The organism is Carnobacterium gallinarum DSM 4847 (assembly GCF_000744375.1).
Taxonomy (GTDB): domain Bacteria; phylum Bacillota; class Bacilli; order Lactobacillales; family Carnobacteriaceae; genus Carnobacterium; species Carnobacterium gallinarum.
In genome coordinates this window covers 2,230,844-2,251,733 of record NZ_JQLU01000005.1, presented here as the reverse complement: position 1 = coordinate 2,251,733, position 20,890 = coordinate 2,230,844, and the positions used below count along the sequence as shown (strand labels likewise).

20 protein-coding genes and 1 tRNA gene are annotated in these 20,890 nt (G+C 33.9%); 4 read left to right on the top strand and 17 right to left on the bottom strand.

What is annotated here, in order from left to right:
• Nucleotides 1-268: 268 nt before the first annotated feature.
• The 4 genes from BR43_RS15215 to BR43_RS15200 all read right to left on the bottom strand — a co-directional run bounded on the left by BR43_RS15215 (nucleotide 269) and on the right by BR43_RS15200 (nucleotide 3,336).
• Nucleotides 269-2,209, bottom strand: a complete 1,941-nt coding sequence (locus tag BR43_RS15215; protein ID WP_034563462.1) for a hypothetical protein — start codon at nucleotides 2,207-2,209, stop codon at nucleotides 269-271.
• Between the two features lie 245 nt (nucleotides 2,210-2,454).
• Nucleotides 2,455-2,901 carry a hypothetical protein gene (locus BR43_RS15210; protein ID WP_034563460.1) on the bottom strand — a complete coding sequence of 149 codons (447 nt, stop codon included), beginning with the start codon at nucleotides 2,899-2,901 and terminating at the stop codon, nucleotides 2,455-2,457.
• Between the two features lie 18 nt (nucleotides 2,902-2,919).
• Nucleotides 2,920-3,114: a hypothetical protein gene (locus BR43_RS15205; protein WP_034563459.1), complete on the bottom strand. Its 195-nt coding sequence runs from the start codon at nucleotides 3,112-3,114 to the stop codon at nucleotides 2,920-2,922.
• 12 nt (nucleotides 3,115-3,126) lie between these two features.
• Nucleotides 3,127-3,336, bottom strand: a complete 210-nt coding sequence (locus BR43_RS15200) for a helix-turn-helix transcriptional regulator (protein WP_034563457.1) — start codon at nucleotides 3,334-3,336, stop codon at nucleotides 3,127-3,129.
• 126 nt (nucleotides 3,337-3,462) lie between these two features.
• On the opposite strand from BR43_RS15200, the gene BR43_RS15195 reads away from it, so the two are divergent.
• Complete coding sequence (locus BR43_RS15195; RefSeq protein ID WP_051933990.1) at nucleotides 3,463-3,744, top strand: helix-turn-helix domain-containing protein; 282 nt, start codon at nucleotides 3,463-3,465, stop codon at nucleotides 3,742-3,744.
• A 73-nt stretch (nucleotides 3,745-3,817) separates the two neighbouring features.
• On the opposite strand, the gene BR43_RS15190 is transcribed toward BR43_RS15195, so the two are convergent.
• The 8 genes from BR43_RS15190 to rpoN all read right to left on the bottom strand — a co-directional run bounded on the left by BR43_RS15190 (nucleotide 3,818) and on the right by rpoN (nucleotide 13,936).
• A complete protein-coding gene (locus tag BR43_RS15190) occupies nucleotides 3,818-4,741 on the bottom strand; it encodes a tyrosine-type recombinase/integrase (RefSeq protein WP_034563455.1) in 924 nt (307 codons plus the stop codon).
• Between the two features lie 153 nt (nucleotides 4,742-4,894).
• On the bottom strand, nucleotides 4,895-6,199 hold the full coding sequence (gene eno / locus BR43_RS15185) for a phosphopyruvate hydratase (RefSeq protein ID WP_034563453.1): 1,305 nt from the start codon (nucleotides 6,197-6,199) through the stop codon (nucleotides 4,895-4,897).
• 123 nt (nucleotides 6,200-6,322) lie between these two features.
• Nucleotides 6,323-7,852, bottom strand: a complete 1,530-nt coding sequence (gpmI, locus tag BR43_RS15180) for a 2,3-bisphosphoglycerate-independent phosphoglycerate mutase (protein ID WP_034563451.1) — start codon at nucleotides 7,850-7,852, stop codon at nucleotides 6,323-6,325.
• Entirely contained in the window at nucleotides 7,852-8,607 is a 756-nt protein-coding gene (gene tpiA, locus BR43_RS15175) for a triose-phosphate isomerase (RefSeq protein WP_034563448.1), read from the bottom strand. Before tpiA ends, gpmI begins: the two co-directional genes overlap by 1 nt.
• Nucleotides 8,608-8,799: 192 nt before the next feature.
• A complete protein-coding gene (locus tag BR43_RS15170; protein WP_034563446.1) occupies nucleotides 8,800-9,984 on the bottom strand; it encodes a phosphoglycerate kinase in 1,185 nt (394 codons plus the stop codon).
• Nucleotides 9,985-10,094: 110 nt separating this feature from the next.
• Nucleotides 10,095-11,102 carry a type I glyceraldehyde-3-phosphate dehydrogenase gene (gap, locus tag BR43_RS15165; protein ID WP_034563444.1) on the bottom strand — a complete coding sequence of 336 codons (1,008 nt, stop codon included), beginning with the start codon at nucleotides 11,100-11,102 and terminating at the stop codon, nucleotides 10,095-10,097.
• Nucleotides 11,103-11,144: 42 nt separating this feature from the next.
• Nucleotides 11,145-12,182, bottom strand: a complete 1,038-nt coding sequence (locus tag BR43_RS15160; RefSeq protein ID WP_034563442.1) for a sugar-binding transcriptional regulator — start codon at nucleotides 12,180-12,182, stop codon at nucleotides 11,145-11,147.
• 395 nt (nucleotides 12,183-12,577) lie between these two features.
• On the bottom strand, nucleotides 12,578-13,936 hold the full coding sequence (gene rpoN, locus BR43_RS15155; protein WP_034563440.1) for an RNA polymerase factor sigma-54: 1,359 nt from the start codon (nucleotides 13,934-13,936) through the stop codon (nucleotides 12,578-12,580).
• Between the two features lie 348 nt (nucleotides 13,937-14,284).
• On the opposite strand from rpoN, the gene BR43_RS15150 reads away from it, so the two are divergent.
• Nucleotides 14,285-14,986: a DUF3862 domain-containing protein gene (locus tag BR43_RS15150; protein WP_034563438.1), complete on the top strand. Its 702-nt coding sequence runs from the start codon at nucleotides 14,285-14,287 to the stop codon at nucleotides 14,984-14,986.
• Nucleotides 14,987-15,203: 217 nt separating this feature from the next.
• On the opposite strand, the gene BR43_RS15145 is transcribed toward BR43_RS15150, so the two are convergent.
• Nucleotides 15,204-15,275 (bottom strand) — tRNA-Arg (locus BR43_RS15145).
• 308 nt (nucleotides 15,276-15,583) lie between these two features.
• Here BR43_RS15145 and clpP point away from each other — a divergent pair.
• Both clpP and BR43_RS15135 read left to right on the top strand, forming a co-directional pair.
• Complete coding sequence (clpP, locus tag BR43_RS15140; protein WP_034563436.1) at nucleotides 15,584-16,180, top strand: ATP-dependent Clp endopeptidase proteolytic subunit ClpP; 597 nt, start codon at nucleotides 15,584-15,586, stop codon at nucleotides 16,178-16,180.
• A gap of 128 nt (nucleotides 16,181-16,308) precedes the next feature.
• Nucleotides 16,309-16,839, top strand: a complete 531-nt coding sequence (locus BR43_RS15135) for a thioredoxin domain-containing protein (protein ID WP_034563434.1) — start codon at nucleotides 16,309-16,311, stop codon at nucleotides 16,837-16,839.
• 59 nt (nucleotides 16,840-16,898) lie between these two features.
• Here the strand turns inward: BR43_RS15135 and namA are convergent, their stop codons facing one another.
• The 4 genes from namA to rapZ are packed head-to-tail and all read right to left on the bottom strand — an operon-like array spanning nucleotide 16,899 to nucleotide 20,818.
• Complete coding sequence (namA, locus tag BR43_RS15130) at nucleotides 16,899-17,927, bottom strand: NADPH dehydrogenase NamA (protein WP_034563432.1); 1,029 nt, start codon at nucleotides 17,925-17,927, stop codon at nucleotides 16,899-16,901.
• A 21-nt stretch (nucleotides 17,928-17,948) separates the two neighbouring features.
• Nucleotides 17,949-18,890: a DNA-binding protein WhiA gene (gene whiA, locus BR43_RS15125; RefSeq protein ID WP_034563430.1), complete on the bottom strand. Its 942-nt coding sequence runs from the start codon at nucleotides 18,888-18,890 to the stop codon at nucleotides 17,949-17,951.
• Nucleotides 18,891-18,920: 30 nt separating this feature from the next.
• Nucleotides 18,921-19,934, bottom strand: a complete 1,014-nt coding sequence (locus tag BR43_RS15120; protein ID WP_034563428.1) for a gluconeogenesis factor YvcK family protein — start codon at nucleotides 19,932-19,934, stop codon at nucleotides 18,921-18,923.
• Nucleotides 19,931-20,818, bottom strand: a complete 888-nt coding sequence (gene rapZ / locus BR43_RS15115; RefSeq protein ID WP_034563426.1) for an RNase adapter RapZ — start codon at nucleotides 20,816-20,818, stop codon at nucleotides 19,931-19,933. Before rapZ ends, BR43_RS15120 begins: the two co-directional genes overlap by 4 nt.
• Nucleotides 20,819-20,890: the final 72 nt, after the last annotated feature.

The following is a 20,890-nucleotide window of genomic DNA, read 5'->3' as shown; positions in this document are numbered from 1 at the left end:
TTTCGTAAAAAAATACCACTACCTTGTTCTATATTCTTAATTTAAATCAATAAAAACTATTTTTCAATTGGAATAAAAAAACTATCTGAAACAGAGTAAAAGTCAGTTATATCAGTGTTTTACATTCATAATTAACTTCCTGTTTCAGATATACCCTGCACATGTTTCGAGCTTAAAAAACGCTTAAAAAATAGGTTCCCTAGGTCCCCCCCCTATATATATCCTGCACCCCTTTATGCGGTGAATTAGATACGGGGTAGGGTCAATATCATACTACATCTTTTTCTCTAATTTTACCATTTTCAATTTCTAAGAAGCTATGCAAACTCGGGATATTATCCATTAATTTCAAAGCAAGATTTTTAAAATCTAAAGATACCCTAGGAGTATAAATATTTTTTCCAAATCCTCCTTCGACATGATAAAAGCGTTTGTTTTGCTTTGTCATTCTTTGAAATTCTAGGTTATTTTCCTTTTGAATTACAACTCTATTATCTTTAAGAAAATTTTTTATTTTGCCATCTGACCAATCAATGTAATTTTTCAACTCTAAGCCAATTTTTGCTTCTGAAATAACTCCTCCACATGTACCATACTCATTAATTATTTCACCAATATAGCGCCTAGCCTCAATTTCCACTTCACTATCATGTCTAATTTTTTCTTGTGGAAAATGTTTACAGACTTCTTCTTCACTAAATATTCTAATTAAGACTTTGTAAGTGAAACTGGAATAAACAAATCCAGCATCAACCATTTTTTTACATTTCTCTTCTAAGTTCTCAAAAAAGGAATCATTCAATACACATAACTGGTATACATTATCTCTATGAACAAAATTATTTTCTTTTTTCTTCTTTTCTACCTCACCTAATAACACCTTTGGTATTTCAGAGTCTTCACATTTTTTTATAAACCCAAAAAAACTACAAAATGATAAGAATTTAGCATATTTATTATGACGATATGTTTCGTCTTGTTCATTCATTTTTTTACTCATTAAGTTTCCTGACATTCTTGAAAAACTGACGATTTTTTTATCTACAATAGACAAATTATTGAATAAAATTTCTATTACTTCCATAAATTCCTTTGTCTTCTTTCCAAAAATCTTATTTGCATTTATATACCTAGAATTATCGTTATCTATTTCTTCTAAATGATGTATTATAGATTTTTTTGCTAAGTTAAACTCATCTGGAAGTAACTCTAATTGCCATACCAAATAGAAAAAGGCATCCATACGATGTATTTCCTTGACCTTTGCAATAATTCCTACTAAATCTAAATTGTTTCCATTTTCTGATTCACTGAAACATTTATAATGATAAATACCTTTATCATCTTTATATATATTACTGGATGGATTTTCTTCTACATGAAATAAATCAAGGAATAGTCCTTTAGGGCAATCTAATAAATCATGTAAATTAATTGACTGAATTATTGATAGCAATTCATCATAATTAGTTGTTTTCTTTTGATTTTTCTTTTGTTTTAAAAGTGCCTCTTTAACCTTAGTTTCATTATCTTCCTTCAATAAATCAATAAATTCAGATTGACCATTAGGCAATGCGTTATTATTTATTATTTCATCATCTGTTGAATCATGCCTCTTTAATTCAATATTACTTAAGTCTATATCATCAATAGTCAATGTGTTCGAGTAGTCTATCTCATCAACTCCAATACCTCCAAAGAATATCCGAGTAGAACTCTGAACGCTAGTATCTGCGAATGGATACTTCCTAATAAAATAACTATAGATTTTTTCCATTTCATCTAAAGAAGTTATATCCCTATTTGTTCTAAAAACTAGTTTAAATTTATTCAATTCCTCTGTGTAACTAATTGATTTTTGAATAAAGGAGCAATTATCTTTAATAAACGGTTCATCCTTTATACTGTTTATAGTTATATAACCATATTTTTCTATTTGTTCATCTTTGTTGTCAATATCAATAATAATCAAATTTGTCTTAACAAAATTCTCTTTTTTATTGCTGTATATTTTTAGTTTACAAGGAATTATAGCATGAGCATTTCCCATATAAGAAGCAAGTTCTTCCATGCTTAAACTTGCTTTAAAATGCTCCTTACTGAGAATATTTTTAATTATGTTCCCTACTCCCCCTTCCAAAGGCTTTATTGTGTATCTGACATTATCCACAAAGCAATATACGCTGTTTTCATCTTCTAGTTCTTTCATTAATCTTCCTCCTAATTTTGTGATTTTTAACAAAAATTCTTTAACTGTTGACAAACACTTTTTTTTATTATATTATGTAGTTAGGTAGTAACATAATTAAATTATTAAGTGTATATTTGACTATACACTATATTTGTGTTTTTGTCAATAACTTAATGTGAATATAAATAGTTAAGTGGTTAGTATAGTATGTGTATAATATTTAATACATACTATACTAACCACTTTTTATATGCTTTTAATACTTATTTTCTTTTTATTCTACGATATATATAAATGAACAAAACAATAGAAATAACCAACCAAACTATTGAAATATTTTTAGACCTAGTAAATACTATATTTCCTTTTGTATTATTAACGCTCATAGACATTTTATTTTTATCATTTTCGTAAATCCTATAGGAAATAAGATACTTGTAATTTCCTATATTGTATTCCTTCCCCTCGTAAATAGCTCTTTCATAGTAGTAATATCTAGATTCTCTTTCAACTAATCCTGATAAATAGAGTTTATTTCTCCCTATTTTCAAAGTATAATCTCCATCAGTACTTTTCCATACACCTTGATATTTTTTAGACTCATTTCCACAACTGTTAACTAGAAATATTATAAGTATAAATATTCCAAGCATAATTTTCCATTTTTTAGCAATCATCTTTAAATTTAAAGTAATAGTTTTCCATTCCATCTACTATTCCCACCTCTTTTAATAATTTCCAAACAAACTGCTCATTGCTGCAATAAAACTTCCTAGTAAAACTAGTAATAACCCTATAATTAATATATAAAGTAAATTGATATGTGCTTTTTTACCTTGCAAACTCTTTAGTAAAATTACTGACATTGTCGGTATAAAACAAAAATAACCTATCCATAAAATAATGTTTCCAAATTCAAACATAGATTTCCTCCATTAATTTTCATCTATAAAAAAAACTTGATGGAAAAGTTTTTCTTTCTTAACCTTAAATAACTCTTCTAATAACTGCATTTGATAAGGTTTAGGAACTGTTCTCCCTTTTTCCCATGAACTAACGCATTGCTGACCTACCCCACACAACTCACCCAATTTTTTTTGAGATATTCCTATTTTTTCTCTTTGTATAGTTAACTCATTTTTCATTCTGTTCCTCCTTATAAATCATTATATTACTACTTAAAGAAGTATTCAACTACATTTAGTTGTATCGATGGATTTTCGTGTTAATTAACAACAAATTGTTGTATTCTTAATTTTGAGGTGTTTAACATGCAAAATCAATATTCTATTAAAATTAAACAAGCTAGACAAAAACTAAATCTTTCACAAGTGGAACTTGGTAGAAAAATTAATGTTAGCCAACAAACTATAGCCAGTTGGGAAGTTGGACGTACTGAACCTAAATCAGATAACTATAAAGCACTGTCAGAAGCTCTTCACGTCCCTATAAGTTACTTCGTAGATAATCAATCAACTTATTTACAACTGTCCTTTAACACGCTCTATGACTCTCTAGATGAATCTATAAACAAAAAACAATTGAGTATATGAAACTATTACAAAAGCAAGCACAAGAGCGTAAAGCTTTTGAGTAATCCAAAATACTTTCATAGCTCTTTTTATATTATATGATTTCCCTTAAATTCATTAACGGACTTGTTAATAATGCTTTTTCTATAATTTCATCATCGGATATTGATTCTAAATATGTTTGCGTAATTTTTACATTTGTATGTCCTAATATCTTAGATATTGTAAACAAATCTTGTCCTTGCTTTAGATTTTGCACAGCAAAATAGTGTCTTAAAGTATGTGGACTAGCTCTGACCATTGAACGTACGCCACATGCAATAGATGCCTCTTTCACTATCTTTTCAATCATTACATTACTTTTAAGCTCTTTCCCATTTCTGCTGACAAAATAGTTATTGTCTATCTTTCTACCCGTAAATTTACTTACATATTTCCCCCTGATTCTTTCATAACGGAGCATTTTCTTTTTTAAATATAAACTAATGGGTACTACACGCCATTTATTGCCTTTGCCTTTAATTCGTATATAGTTATCCTCAACATTCTCCATTTTCATCTGCCTTAATTCAAAACACCTTAACCCAGTATCAATAAATATGAGAATAATCAACTTATTTCTGGCATTTAAAAAATCTGAAAAGTCATAGTACTTTGTTAACTTACTAATCTCTTCATTATTATATGTGTGTAGAATCATCTTTTCTTGTTTTAAAAATGGAACTTCTTTAGCAATATTTTCAGATAAATAGTTTTCTTCAACTAAGTAGTTGTAAAAAGAGCGTATTATTTTCAAAATCACATTAATATAGCTTGATTTGTATCCTTTCTCCATTTGATAACAAATAAATTCTTTTAAGTTCTTTTTCTCTATACTCTCAATTTCTGATATTCCACATTCTAATTTTAAGTAGTTTTCAACTAAATGTAGATTTATTGAATATGTTGAAATTGTAGAACTTGTATAGTTTTTCAATCGGCAATTCAAAATAAACTCTTCTATTAGTTCAGACAACAAAAAAATCCCCCCATTCCGTTTTTATAAACAGAATAGAGAGATTTTTTGATTGTCAGTATATTTAAAATGTCATGTAAATAGTGTTTTTTTACTTTGAAAGTTAAACTACAAAATCAGCATGTATTGCTAATTTTAGACACAATCACCTAAAAATTATTTATTTTTTAAGTTGTAGAAAGAACCTAAACCACGGTAAACAGCTAAGTCACCTAATTGGTCTTCAATTCTTAATAATTGGTTGTATTTAGCAATACGGTCTGTACGGCTTAATGAACCAGTTTTGATTTGTCCAGCATTTGTAGCAACAGAGATATCAGCAATTGTTGCATCTTCTGTTTCGCCTGAACGGTGAGAAACGACTGCAGTGTAGCCAGCTTCTTTAGCCATTTCGATAGCTTCAAATGTTTCAGTTAAAGTACCGATTTGGTTCACTTTGATTAGGATTGAGTTACCAATTCCTTTTTCAATACCTTCAGATAATTTAGCTGTGTTTGTTACGAATAGATCGTCACCAACTAATTGAACTTTGTCGCCAATAGCGTCAGTCAATAGTTTCCAACCATCCCAGTCATTTTCATCCATACCATCTTCAATTGTGATGATGAATGGGTATTTAACAACTAATTCTTTTAAGAATTCTACTTGTTCAGCACTTGTGCGAACTGCTCCGCCTTCGCCTTCAAATTTAGCATAGTTGTATACGCCATTTTCGTAGAATTCAGAAGCTGCACAGTCAAAACCTAAACGAATATCGTCGCCGATTTTGTATCCTGCTTTTTCAACTGCTTGAACGATTGTGTCAACAGCATCTTCAGTTCCGTTAAAACGAGGTGCGAATCCACCTTCATCACCAACTGAAGTTTCTAAACCACGATCGTGTAAGATTGATTTCAATGTATGGAATACTTCTGCACCCATACGTAAAGCTTCTTTAAATGATGGAGCACCAACTGGTACGATCATGAACTCTTGGAATGCGATTGGTGCATCTGAGTGAGATCCACCATTGATGATGTTCATCATTGGAGTTGGCAATACTTTAGTGTTAAATCCACCTAAATATTGGTATAAAGGTACATCTAGGTAATCAGCAGCAGCACGAGCTACAGCGATAGAAACACCTAAAATAGCGTTAGCGCCCAATTTACCTTTGTTAGGAGTACCATCTAATTCGATCATTGTTTTGTCGATAGCCATTTGGTCACGAACGTCAAAACCAAGAACAGCTTCTGCAATGATTGTATTTACGTTTTCTACTGCTTTAAGAACGCCTTTACCAAGGTAACGAGATTTGTCTCCGTCACGTAATTCAACAGCTTCATGTTCGCCAGTAGAAGCTCCTGATGGAACCATACCGCGTCCGAATGCGCCGCTTTCTGTGTAAACTTCTACCTCGATTGTTGGGTTACCGCGTGAGTCTAAGACTTCGCGTGCTAAAATATCTGTAATAAATGGCATTTAATTTCTCTCCTTTGAGTTTAAAAGATTTTTTATTACTAAGGGATTTTCCCTTAGCTTCATTCTAGTCAATTTTATCAATAGTTGCAATGAATTTAATCGAATTCACAGCAAATTTATCAATTATTTTTGAATTAAGCTTTCGCCAGTCATTTCAACTGGTTTTTTAACGTCTAATAAGTCTAACATTGTTGGTGCTACATCAGCTAAGCGGCCGCCTTCACGTAATGTAACGCCTTTTTTAGTGACAATTACAGGAACCGGTACAGTTGTATGAGCTGTATGTGGATTTCCTTCTGGCGTTGTCATTGTTTCTGAATTCCCGTGATCGGCAAAGATGATTGCATAACCGCCTTTAGCGATAAGTGCATCCACAACACGACCTAGGTTTTCATCAACTGCTTCGATTGCCTTGATTGTTGGTTCAACCATACCTGAGTGACCAACCATATCAGGGTTTGCAAAGTTTAAAATAATCGCATCATGTTTATCTGCTTCAATATCAGCTACTAAAGCATCCGTTACTTCATATGCACTCATTTCTGGTTGCAAATCGTAGGTTTCAACTTTTGGTGAGTTAACAAGAATACGGCTTTCACCTGGGAATTCTTCATTACGTCCACCATTCATAAAGAAAGTAACATGCGGATATTTTTCAGTTTCAGCGATACGTAATTGTTTTAGTCCTTCATTTGAAAGAACTTCACCAATTACATTTTTCATTTCGATTGGTGCAAAGGCAACTTCTGCTACAACACTTGGGTTGTACAATGTCATCGTCACAAACTTAACATTTTTAGGCGTTGTTCCACGTTCAAAATGTTCCCACTCTAAATCAGTAAACGCATTTGATAATTGAATTGCACGATCTGGACGGAAATTAAAGAAGATAACCGCGTCATTATCTTTAACTGTTGCAACAGCTTTTCCATCTTTTTCAATAACAGTTGGTAGAACGAATTCATCCATTTTGTTATTTGCATAACTTGCTTCAACTGCAGCTTTTGCTGAGTTAAATTTTTCACCAATACCATGAGTGATTGCATTATAAGCTTTTTCCACACGTTCCCAACGTTTGTCGCGATCCATTGCATAGAAGCGACCTGAAACAGTAGCAATTTCACCAAAGTTCATATCTGCTAAGGCTTTTTCTAATGTTTCAACATATTTAGGTGCAGAATCAGGTGCTACGTCACGTCCATCAAGGAAAGCATGGATATAAACATTTTTGACACCTTTATCTTTAGCTGTTTCTACTAAGGCAATTAAGTGATTGATGTGGCTATGAACCCCACCGTCAGATAACAAGCCAAACAAATGTAAATCAGAGTTGTTCTCTTTTGTATGAGTAAAAGCATTGTTTAAAGCTTCATTTTCTTGAAATTCTTTTTCTTCAATGGCTTTATCAATACGAGTTAAACTTTGATACACAATACGTCCAGCACCAATATTAGAATGTCCAACTTCAGAATTCCCCATTTGACCGACAGGAAGACCGACATCAAGACCAGCAGCTTTTAATTGACCATGTGGGTAAGTTTCCCAGTAACGATCAAAGTTTGGTTTGTTAGCTAAAGCTACAGCATTCCCAATCGTTTCATTACGCAATCCAAATCCATCAAGGATAATGATTGCAACAGGTGATTTACTCATTATTTTACTGCCTCCAATAATGCTAAGAAAGAATCAGCTTCTAAGCTTGCGCCTCCAACTAATGCACCATCAACGTTTTCTTTAGCCATATATTCAGCAATGTTTTCAGGTTTAACTGAACCACCGTATTGAATACGAACAGCTTCAGAAACGTCTTTACCGAATAATTTTTCAACTGTCTGACGAACTACGCCACAAATTGTATCAGCGATTGTTGCATCAGCAGATTTACCAGTTCCGATTGCCCAGATTGGTTCATAAGCAATAACCATTGAAGATACTTGCTCATTAGATAAACCAACTAAACCTTTTGTAATTTGTCCTTCGATCCATTCAGCTGTTTTGCCAGCTTCATAGGTTTCTAAAGACTCACCACAACAGAAGATTGGCGTCATGTTATTTTTGAAAATAGCATGTGCTTTTTTGTTAATATCTTCATCTGTTTCATGGAAATATTCACGACGTTCAGAGTGACCAATGATTACATAGTCCACACCTAAGTCATTTAATGCTACTGGGCTAGTTTCGCCAGTAAATGCACCAGATTCTTCAAAATAACAGTTTTGAGCTGAAATTTTTAATTCTGTTCCTTTAGCTGATCCAACTAATTCTTGTAAGAATAAAGTAGGAGAACCGATTACTGAATCAACTGCTGAGTTAGCAGGGATTTTAGTTTTAACTGCTTCTGCAAAAGCTAATGCTTCTGAAGCTGTTTTATTCATTTTCCAGTTACCAGCGATAATTGGTTTACGCATAATTTTTTTGCTCCTCTTCTATGACACTACCATTGAGTTTAGAAAGTTATCTCTTCGCAAAATGGAATGAGTTTATTTTTAGAAAGTCGATTGTTTAACTCTTCGGAAAAAAGATGAAACTGCGCAAAGGCTAAAAGCGCCTTTTTCATTTTCCCTATTTTTCTTTCAGAGTTAAGCGGGCTTTTTCACTTTTTATTTGTCTGAAATTGAAGCCACACCAGGTAATACTTTGCCTTCTAGGTATTCTAGAGAAGCACCGCCACCTGTTGAGATGTGTGTGAAATCATCAGCAAATCCTAATTGCATTGCTGCTGCTGCTGAATCGCCACCACCGATAATAGTTGTAGCATCTTTTAATTTAGCGATTGCTTCACAGACACCGATTGTTCCGTTTGCAAAGTTGCTCATTTCAAATACGCCCATTGGACCATTCCAAACAACTGTTTTCGCACCTTGTAATTCTTTAGTGAATAATTCAACTGTTTTAGGACCTACATCAAGACCCATCATATCAGCTGGAACTTCTTCATGAGTTTCAGTTGGCACATCGTTACTAAATTCTTTCGCACAAACAGAGTCAACTGGTAAAATTAATTTGCCATTTGCTTGTTCTAATAAAGATTTAGCTAAGTCGATTTTATCTGTTTCAACTAAAGATTTACCAATTTCACGTCCTTGTGCAGCATAGAATGTGTAGGTCATTCCGCCACCAACAAGTACTTTATCAGCAACTTTTAGAAGATTTTCAATCACACCAATTTTATCAGAAACTTTAGCGCCACCTAAGATAGCAACTAATGGACGATCTGGATTTTCCACAACGCCACCGATAAATTTGATTTCTTTTTCCATTAGGAAACCAGCAGCAGATTCAAGGTTAGAAGCAATTCCAACATTTGAAGCGTGTGCGCGGTGAGCTGTACCAAATGCGTCGTTTACGAAAACGTCGCCAAGTGAAGCCCAATATTTACCTAATTCTGGATCATTTTTACTTTCTTTTTTGCCATCGATGTCTTCAAAACGAGTGTTTTCAAACATCACAACTTCGCCGTCTTTCATGTTAGCAATAGCTGCTTCTAATTCTGCTCCACGAGTTTCAGGAACAAATGTTACTGGTTTGCCAAGCAATTCGCTTAAACGTTCAGCAACTGGACGTAACGTTTTATCAGCTTTATCTTCTTCAGTTTTTACTTTACCTAAATGAGAGAAAACAATGACTTTACCCTTTTGTTCTAAAATGTATTCAATTGTTGGAAGTGCAGCAACAATACGGTTATCATTTGTAATTTTACCGTCTTTCATTGGTACGTTAAAATCAGCACGAACTAAAACTTTTTTATCTTTTAACTCTAAGTCAGTTACAACTTTTTTAGCCATGAATAAAAGCCTCCTATTTTTAACTAAATTTGAACATAAAGAAAAGCGGGAAGCGCGAAGCTCCCCGCTTTTCATAAACGTCATGAAATTACGTTTTTTAAAATTAAGAATTATTCACCTAATTTTGCAAAGTATTCTAAAGTACGGATTAATTGTGCAGTGTATGACATTTCGTTATCATACCAAGCAACAGTTTTAACTAATTGGTTATCTCCAACAGTCATTACTTTAGTTTGAGTTTCATCAAATAATGAACCAAAAGTCATACCAACGATATCAGAAGAAACGATAGCGTCAACGTTATAACCGAATGATTCGTTAGCAGCAGCTTTCATTGCAGCATTTACTTCTTCAACGGAAGTCTTTTTGTCTAAAACAGTTACTAATTCAGTTAATGAACCAGTTGCAACAGGAACACGTTGAGCAGCTCCGTCTAATTTACCTTGTAATGAAGGTAATACTAAACCGATTGCTTTAGCAGCACCAGTTGTATTAGGAACGATGTTTTCTGCAGCAGCGCGTGCACGACGGAAATCTCCACCTGGGTGAGGACCATCAAGAGTCATTTGGTCACCTGTGTAAGCGTGGATTGTAGTCATAAGACCTTCAACGATACCAAATTTTTCTTCTAATACTTGAGCCATTGGAGCTAAACAGTTAGTCGTACATGAAGCACCTGAGATAACTGTTTCTGAACCATCTAAGATTTCATGGTTTACGTTATAAACGATTGTTTTCATGTCGCCTGTAGCAGGTGCAGAGATAACAACACGTTTAGCGCCAGCTTTTAAGTGTAATTCAGCTTTTTCTTGAGTAGTGAAGAAACCAGTACATTCAAGAACGATTTCAACTCCAAGATCACCCCATGGAAGTTCTTCAGGGTTACGGTTTGCAAGAACTTTAACTTCTTTACCGTTAACATTGAAATAACCATCATGAACTTCAACGTCACCGTCGAAACGTCCTTGAGTTGTATCATATTTTAACAAGTGTGCTAACATTTTAGCATCTGTTAAATCGTTGATTGCTACTACTTCAATACCTTCTACCGCTTGAATACGGCGGAATGCTAGACGTCCAATACGTCCAAAACCATTAATACCTACTTTTACTGTCATAACTAGATTTCCTCCTTTAGGAATTCTTAAATTAGTTTTATTTTAAAGGGTTACCCCTTTTAAAATCTGATTAGCGGCACCTTCGTCTGTGATTAACCACGTTTGACTTGGTGCGTTTTTCATGTAAGCTTCAATTGCCTTTGCTTTTGACTTTCCTCCTGCAATTGCTAATACACAAGGAACTTTGGCTAAATCTTTTAATTGTAAACCGATTCGTGGAATTTTATAGACCACTCTACCCGTTTCATCAAAGAAATATCCAAAAGCTTCACCAACTGCTGCTTCACGTTCAATTAGAGCAAGGGCATCTGAACTCATGCCACGTCGCTCGGCCATCAATCTTGCATCCCCAATACTATGAAGAACACAATTTGCATTATCCACCATTTTCAACGTATTGTAAACCGCTGGCTCTTGTAATAATGGTTTGTAGGTTTCTTCGCTAACTTGTTCTGGTACGTAGAGAACACGATTCTCTCCACCAGTCTGCTTCGCCATCTGCGCACTAACTGCATTGGCTTGTATGTCAACGGCCTCACCTAAACCACCTCGAGCTGGAACAAACACAAGATGACGTTTATTGGATAGAGCATCTGTCATATGATTTGCAACCTCGGCCATTGTTGTCCCACCCATTACCGCAATGATATTCGCGCCTTCTGGTAAAAGAAAGTTCAATGACTCTGTTGTTGCCCGACCTAGCTCATCCATTACTTTTTGCTGTTCATCACTATCACCACTAGCGATAATACAATGTTCGATTTGAAAGTAAGTTGCTAACTGATTTTCTTTCTCACGCATACCTAAAAGCTGCCCCATTACTTTATCTAATTCATGATAAAGAACTTCGCCTGAAGCGGTTAACTCCATTCCAACCTTTGAACTTTGAATAATATTTTGCTTTTTCAAAAAGTCTGTTTCAGTTCGTAAAACACGTTCTGTTACATCCATTTTGTTAGCTAATACTCGGCGTCCAATCGGTCCCAGCAAATAAATATTACGTAAAATCTGATACCGCTCACGCAAAGTATCCATAATATCAGGTGCCACCTTTTCAATAATAGACAATACGTCCTGCATTTCAAATCATCTTCCTTCGTTGGTCATCCAGCGACCAGGTAAGTCGTTTGGCGACCCTTAGTGGCTAAAAAAAGAAGAGATTCATTTAAAACAACAACATTTATCTGATTACACAATCTAATTGTCATTATTTCTATGCAGTATTTATCGACTGCTTTCATCTCTTACTAATTCATTTTAACAGTTTTCTTCCTATCTTTCAACTAAAAAGTTCAGAAAAATCCATTAAGGAATTTACAGCTATTATTGTGACTATCATGTGTCAAATTTCACTTACTTAAAAGCGTTTATTTTTATTTTTCAGAACAGGAATATTCGTTATAAAGTTCAAATTAAGCTTATTAATGTTTAAAAGTTGGTCGGTAAATGACCAACTTTTAGATAATTCTCTAACATTAATCAAACCTTTTGCGTTTTGCTGATGAAGCAATGTTTAAAATATCACGATACTTAGCTATTGTCCGACGAGACACTTCAATCCCCTCAGCTTTCATTAAATCAACTATTTTTTGATCCGATAAAGGTTTATTTTTATTTTCTGCCTCTATAATAGTCAATAACTTTTTACGAATGGCATCTCCAGAAACATCTTCATCATTTACACCTTCACGAACAGTAGATTTTCCAAATGAATTTGTAAAAAAACTTTTTAATTCAAAAATGCCAAAACCCGTTTCTAAATATTTCCCATTAACAGAACGACTAACCGTTGATTCGTGAATCTCTAATTTTTCAGAAATTTCTTTTAACGTTAGCGGTTTAATTGGATGGTCTGTTTTTGTAAAAAAATCTCTTTGTCGCTCCACAATTGCCGTTCCAACTTTGACAATCGTTTCCCCACGTTGAGCAATGCTACGTTTAATCCACTCATATTCATTGAATTTTTCCTTCATAAAACGTGTAACATCTTTCTCTTTAAATTGAGACATTTCTTGATAGTACTCTTTTTGGAAATGAACAACAGGCAATCCTGTTTTTGCCGATAACACCTTAATCACATCTCCATCTATTCTAACCACTAAGTCCGGACGAATATACTGTTCTCTAGAACCATCATAAACAGCTCCTGGACGTGGCGTTAACGTTTGCACATAATCAAATATTTCTTGAATTTCTTCTAATGAAATATCAAAGTTTTTTGTAATCTCTTTCCATTTACGATTAGCAAAATTCTCGAACTCTTCTTCTATAATTACATAAGCCATATTAGGGGCATCATCATCTCGTTCAATTTGAAGCATTAAGCATTCTTGTAAATTTCTAGCTCCTACACCTGGTGGATCTAGTTGTTGTAATAATGTCAGGGCATCTAACATCTGGATATCTTCTGCTCCCACAACCTTAGCAGCTTCTTCTAAATCAATTTTTAAATAGCCGTTATCATCTATGTTTTCTGTTAATAGCAAAACCAACTCTCTTAAATAAGTATCACGCATAGTTAAATGAATCTGTTCCAATAAAAATTCAAATAACGAAGTACTTGTATCTGGGACTTGATTTAAATAATTAACGTCCTCATGATTGCCACTATTTTGATAATTTGTTTTTTGAATTGGGTAAAGTGAAGATTCGCCAGCAAAATCTCTTTCAACTGTAACTTCAATTAAAGGATTTTCTAAAGCTTTTTGCTCTAAAAAATTAGCCAGTTCTTCTGCATTATATTGAAGCATTTGAATAGATTGTTGTAATTGTTGGGTCATGGCCATTTTTTGAACTTGTTTTTGTTGTTGACTAAATTTTTGTTCAAAATTCATAAGACTCTCTCCCTCTTTCCTTACTTTTATAGCTTTATCATACCATATTTTTCTGGGGAATAGAAATTTACGAAAACGCTTAAAAAGAAATCAACTTGTTTTTATATTAAAAATGAGTTTAATTTAACTAGTTATCTTTCGTTTCATATTGTATCCAATTACTCTTGATGGTAAAATGATACGTATAAGTATAAAATAACATTACTTTTAATTCTACGTAACGCTATAGTTGGCTAACCAAAGCAATTATTCTATAACTAAATTCTATAAATTATAGCGATTACTTGTTAAATAGTGTATTAGATATTTATATTAGTTTCAAACTATAATAAAAAGGGAGATGTCAAAATGGCGAAAAAAGATACAACTCAGAAAAAATCAATTTTAAAGAAATGGTGGTTTTGGTTAATTATCATTTTCGTAGTTGGAGGTATCGGAGCAAACCTTGGTGGTAATGGTGACTCTGCAACTACTAGCAAAAAAACTACAGAAACTAAGAAAAAAGAAGATACTAAAGAAGATACTAAAAAAGAAGAACCTAAAAAAGATACTGACACAACTCTTAAAACTAAATTCGATACAATTACTTTAGGTGACATCTTAAACAGCGGTGAAGGTGGATCATCCTATGATTCAGTTGTAGCTGAATTCGGCAAACCTATGACAACTTCTGATTATCAACTTCAAGGTGTCACAACAAAAATGGCTTCTTGGGCTGGTTTAAAAGGTGGAGATATTATGACGTCACTAGTTGTTATGTTTTCTAATGATAAAGCAGTAAATAAAGCAATAACTGGTTTAAAAGTTCCAAAACATGAAAAAGTAACACTAGAACAATTCAACGCTGTTCCAACAGATAGTACGTTTACCTACGATGCAGCAATCGCACAATTTGGCGAAGCAGATTCTTACTCAACATCACTTGTTAATGGTTCTACAACGACCTTAGTTAGTTGGTCAAAAAATACAAGCGGTAGTATTGGTAGTAATTTCAACATGGCCTTCACTGATGGAGTAGCTATTTCAAAAGCAAATATTGGTTTAGAATAACAATTGATTTTCTTTATAATTATTTAATACTGGTGAGTATATTGCTTGCCAGTATTTTTTATTTACTTAATTCTATTCTCTAATCCTAAACTAAATAAAATCAAAAACTATCTAATTAATTTAACGAAAAAAAACACTATCTGTTTTTATAGGAAAAACAGATAGTGCGCCACTATTATTTTGAGAATGTCAGTCTATTTATACATTCTTATAAAAATGTCGCCTGGGGGAATCGAACCCTCATCTCAAGAACCGGAATCTTACGTGATATCCATTACACTAAGGCGACTAAAAACTCAACTATTCTAGTTTATCTGAATTTATCTGAAAAGACAAGCAGAAATTCAAAAGGTTTATAAAAATACAAAAGTTTTTACTTGTCAAATTTACTACCTACCTTCTTAATTTAAGTAAATAATTTAGGTATCATACTTTTCCATAGCTACTATTTTTTTCAGCTCCCCCTCAAAAAAATATTTTTCTAAGCAAAAAAAATTGACCTTTATTGACCATTGGAGTAAAATACAATGTAGTAACAAGTAACTATTCTATGTTACAATAAATTCAACACGAACCTTATGAAGGAGGAAATAATATATGAACTTAATACCTACAGTCATTGAACAATCATCAAGAGGAGAGCGTGCGTATGATATTTACTCTCGTCTATTAAAAGATCGAATCATCATGTTAAGTGGTCCAGTTGACGATAATTTGGCTAATGCGGTTATTGCCCAACTACTTTTCTTAGATGCTCAAGATTCTGAAAAAGATATCTACATTTATATTAACTCACCAGGCGGTAGTGTCACTGCTGGATTGGCTATCTATGACACAATGAACTTCATTAAAGCTGACGTTCAAACAATTGCTATGGGACTTGCAGCATCAATGGGAAGTTTCCTATTAACAGCTGGTACAAAAGGCAAACGTTTTGCATTACCAAATGCTGAAATTATGATTCACCAACCATCAGGTGGTGCCCAAGGACAAGCAACTGAAATTGAAATTACTGCTCGTCATATCTTAAAAACTCGCGATCGTTTAAACAAGATTTTATCTGAACAAACTGGACAACCAATTGAAGTCATCGCTAAAGATACTGACCGTGATAACTTTATGAGTGCTGAAGAAGCTAAAGCATACGGCCTAATCGATGAAATCATGGTAAACAGTTCATCATTATCAAAATAAACCGTACTAAAACTAGAAAAGTCGAAAATTTGACTTCTCTAGTTTTTTTAATCATTAAGCAAAAAGCTGCTTTATTTTGGTGATTCGCGTTATAATAAAACCAGTGATTCTTAAGGAGGATTTTATTTATGGATATTAGTAAAATTGATGCAACAAAAGTTGGAACAGATTTTGGGTTCAAAATAGGAAATGAAGATGCACCTGTTAAAGTAATTGAATTTATTAATCTAAGTTGCCCTTTTTGTAAAATGTGGCATGATTTATCAACTGAGACATTAGATCATTACGTTGCTGCTGGGAAAATTCAACGTATTATCAAACATTTTGATAAAGAAAAACCTTCTCTGCAAAAAGGAAATGTTGCACATCATCATCTAGATTATTCTAATCCAGAAAAAGCTCTTGAAAATATGAACTTTTTATTCCAACATCAAAGTGCTTGGAAGGAATTAACCAATGAAGAAGTAGCCGAATACATTGAAAAAACAGTAGACTTAAAAAATCAACCGAATCAAGAACAGATTAATGGAATAATTGCTGAGGCTGAAGCATCGGGGATTTTCTTTGTCCCAACAGTAATTATTGGCAAACATATTTTTGATGAGCATATTACACCTGAAGAATTAGTTACTATTCTTGATAGTGAGTTGGCACATTAATACTTAAAAATACTCTACTAACTGGGAATACTTATCCAGCTAGTAGAGTATTTTTATTTTCACCAGCCTCTTTGATAAGCTACTGGCGCATCTAATTGCTCTAAATCATTTAATTCAATTGCCGCATCCCTTACCCAATATGGATTTCTCAGCAATTCACGCCCTAAAAATACTAAGTCTGCTCGATTATTTTCAAGTATTTCTTCTGCTTGATTAGCCGTTGTAATTAAACCAACTGCTCCAGTAGCAATACCAACTGAATTCCGAATTTTATCTGCATAAGGCACTTGATAACCAGGAAAAACAGCTGGTGGTTGAACTGGAATTAATCCACCTGTTGAGACATCAATAACATCTACACCAGCATCCCGCATCCATTTACTCATCAATATATAGTCTTCCAGATGAGCTCCATCAGGAACATAATCCTCACAAGAAACTCGAACAAACAAAGGCTTTTCCCATATTTCACGAGTAGCTTTAATAAGTTCACTTAGCAGACGGTAACGATTTCCAATTGGTCCACCATAATGATCTTCCCGATGATTGGTTAATGGCGATAGAAACTGATTAATCAAATAGCCATGAGCTCCATGTAACTCAATCACATCAAAACCAGCCTGTTTACTCCGCTCCACAGCTTTTTTAAACGCATCAATCACTGTTGATAGCTTTGATTCATCTAACGCTTCTGGAACAGCATATTTCTCATTAAAAGCAACAGCTGAAGGAGCATAAATAGTCGTATTAGGTACTTCCGATTTACGTCCCGCATGATTTAGCTGAATGCCAACCTTAGCGCCACTAGCATGAATATGCTCAACTAATTTAGTTAAACCCACCACATGTTCATCTGTCCAAATTCCCAAATCTGCTTCTGAAATTCGTCCTTCTGGTAAGACCGCAGTTGCCTCTAACATAACTAAGCCCACTTGACCAATAGCACGAGTTCCATAATGAGTCATATGAAAATCAGTTACTTTCCCATCATGATTTGCTACAGAATACATACACATCGGAGACATAACAACCCGATTTTTAAACTGAACAGATTTTAAGTGATATGGTGCAAGTAATTTTGATTTCATCTTTTCAAACCTCACTCTATTTTATTTAGTCATTTCTCGACTTCGTAAATCATCAGCAATCTCATTTATTTTTCGTAAACGATGATTGATTCCTGACTTACTAATAGCCCCACTAGGAACCATTTCGCCTAATTCCTTTAAACTAATATCTGGATATTCTACGCGGACATCAGCAATTTCTCGTAATTTAAGAGGCAACTTGTCTAGACCCATCATTTCATCAATATAGGCGATGTTTTCCATCTGTTTCCCAGCCGCATCAATAATCTTATTCAAATTCGCATTCTCACAGTTCACTAAACGGTTCACTGAATTACGCATATCTCGAACAATTCGGACATCTTCAAATTTTAACATACCTGTTGAAGCTCCGATTAATGCTAGAAAGTCAGCAATTTTTTCAGCTTCTTTTAAATAGGTAATGTACCCATTTCGACGTTCTAATGTTCGAGCATTCAAGCCAAAATGATTCATCATTTGGCAAATATCATTATTATGTTCCTCATAAATAGAGTAAATTTCTAAATGATAGCGACTCGTTTCTGGGTTATTTACTGAGCCACCTGCTAAAAATGCACCTCTTAAATAAGAACGAATTTTTTGAGGATTATTTATTACTTCATCTGAAACATGAGCATGAAATAACAATCCATCCATAATTGCCAAATCAGATAACACTTCTTTTGTACCTTGTTTTAGACGTACAATATAGACATTGTTTTTCTTTAATTTCATTTTGCGGCGCACTAAAAGCTCACTTTCAACTTCATAGTGATCCTTTAATAAAATATAAATTCGACGTGCAATTGCGGCATTTTCTGTTTGTACATTTAAAATAAATTTTTGATTCACTAAGCTTACTGCACCATTCATCCGAATTAATGCAGCCAATTCAGCTTTAGCATGTTCTCGATGCACTTCTAAAGTAGTTAATTCTTTTTTCACATCTGCTGCATATGACATCGTTAGAACCTCCTTTCTTGCAATCAGTCCTTATACGATTTTTTGATCTTTTATATTTACACTAAATACTAAGCGCAATAATTCTTCAACAACCTTGCCGCCATCATGGAAAACCCCAGCGTCCCGCAACATTAAAAAGTCTGCTGAAATAACATTACATGCCTCATTCCGCATACCCTCAAAATCATGTGACACTTGAACCAAATACTCATCATAACGCTCTGTATCCATGTAATCCTCAGGTACATGTTCAGTATTGACTAAGACTGTATCAATAAATTTTTCGCCTAAATGCTCATGTAATACTCGTACATGATCTGCATCAGAGAAATTTTCTGTCTCACCTAATTGAGTCATAATATTACAAATATAAACAACATTTGCCTGAGTTTTAGTCACTGCCTCACCTAAATCAGAAATCATCAGGTTCGGTAAAATGCTCGTAAATAAGCTTCCAGGACCTAATACAACCATATCTGCTTCCATAATCGCTGCAATCACTTTACGAGAAGCTTTGGCCTCATGATTGTTTTCTGTTGGCGTCACAAAAACACGATCAATTTTTTTACGATCTTTCGCGATTTTTGACTCTCCCGAAACTTTGGTACCATCTTCAAAAACAGCATGTAAAACCAGTGCTTCTTCTGCTGCAGGGTATACGTGTCCATCTACATGCATCATTTTAGATAATAATTGAATGGCTTCAAAAATATTGCCTCGCATTTCTGAAATAGCAGCAATAATTAAATTGCCAATAGCATGTCCCGCCAAAAAGCTATCTTCCGTTTCAAAACGATATTGAAAAATTTCTTCTTGAAGTTTCGGCATATCTGACAACGACAGGAGTACATTACGAATATCTCCTGGTGGAACAACATTCACGTAATTTCTTAAAGCACCACTACTTCCACCATCATCAGCCACCGTTACAACAGCTGTAAGGTCTGCATTCTGTGCTTTTAAGCCTTTTAAAATAACTGGTAGACCAGTACCGCCACCAATTACAACAATTTTTGGTTTACGATTGCGCTTCCCCATACTCATGAACGATTCACCGTTTCCTTACGTTTTCCCATATCTCGATGAGTAATATTTACCTTATAGTCATCGGCAATCAATTGACGCCCTACTCGTTCTGATAAAGCAACGGAACGATGTTGACCACCTGTACAGCCGATAGCAATCGTCACATTATTTTTGCCTTCTTTTTTATATCCAGGCATCACATATTCTAACAAATCAATAAATTTACGATAAAAGGTTTCCGTTTCAGGTTGCTGCATTACATAATCATAGACAGGCTTATCTAAACCAGTTTGAGGTCTTAGCTTATCAATATAATGAGGATTTGGTAAAAAACGCACATCCATTACAACATCTGCATCAATTGGAACACCATATTTAAAACCAAAAGAAACTACTTCCACACGGAATAACTGGGTATCTTCAGTTTTAAAATTAGACATTATTTTTTCTCTTAATTGGCGTGGTGTTAAATCGCTTGTATCTACAACTATTTGAGCACGACCTTTAATATCAGCTAATAAACTACGCTCTGTTTTAATTCCATCCATAATTCTTCCATCCATCGCTAATGGATGTGTTCTTCTAGTTTCCTTATAACGAGAAACTAGTTCAGAATCATTGGCTTCTAAAAATAGAATTTTAGTTGTAATAAATGAAGTATTATCCATGCCTTCAATTGCAGACATAATTTCTTCAAAAAAAGCTCTTGAACGTAAATCAATCACTAAAGCAATTTTTGTTAATTTGCCAGATTCTTTTACTAACTCCCAAAACTTAGGCAATAAGCTAGGAGGCATATTATCCACACAGAAGTAGCCCATATCTTCAAAGCTTTGCATCGCTACTGTTTTCCCAGCTCCGCTCATTCCTGTAATAATCACTAATTGAAGACTATCAACCATTGGAACATCTCCTTTATAATTTCAATTTTTAATGACACTTCCATCATTATAACATACCGGGTGTATCATTGT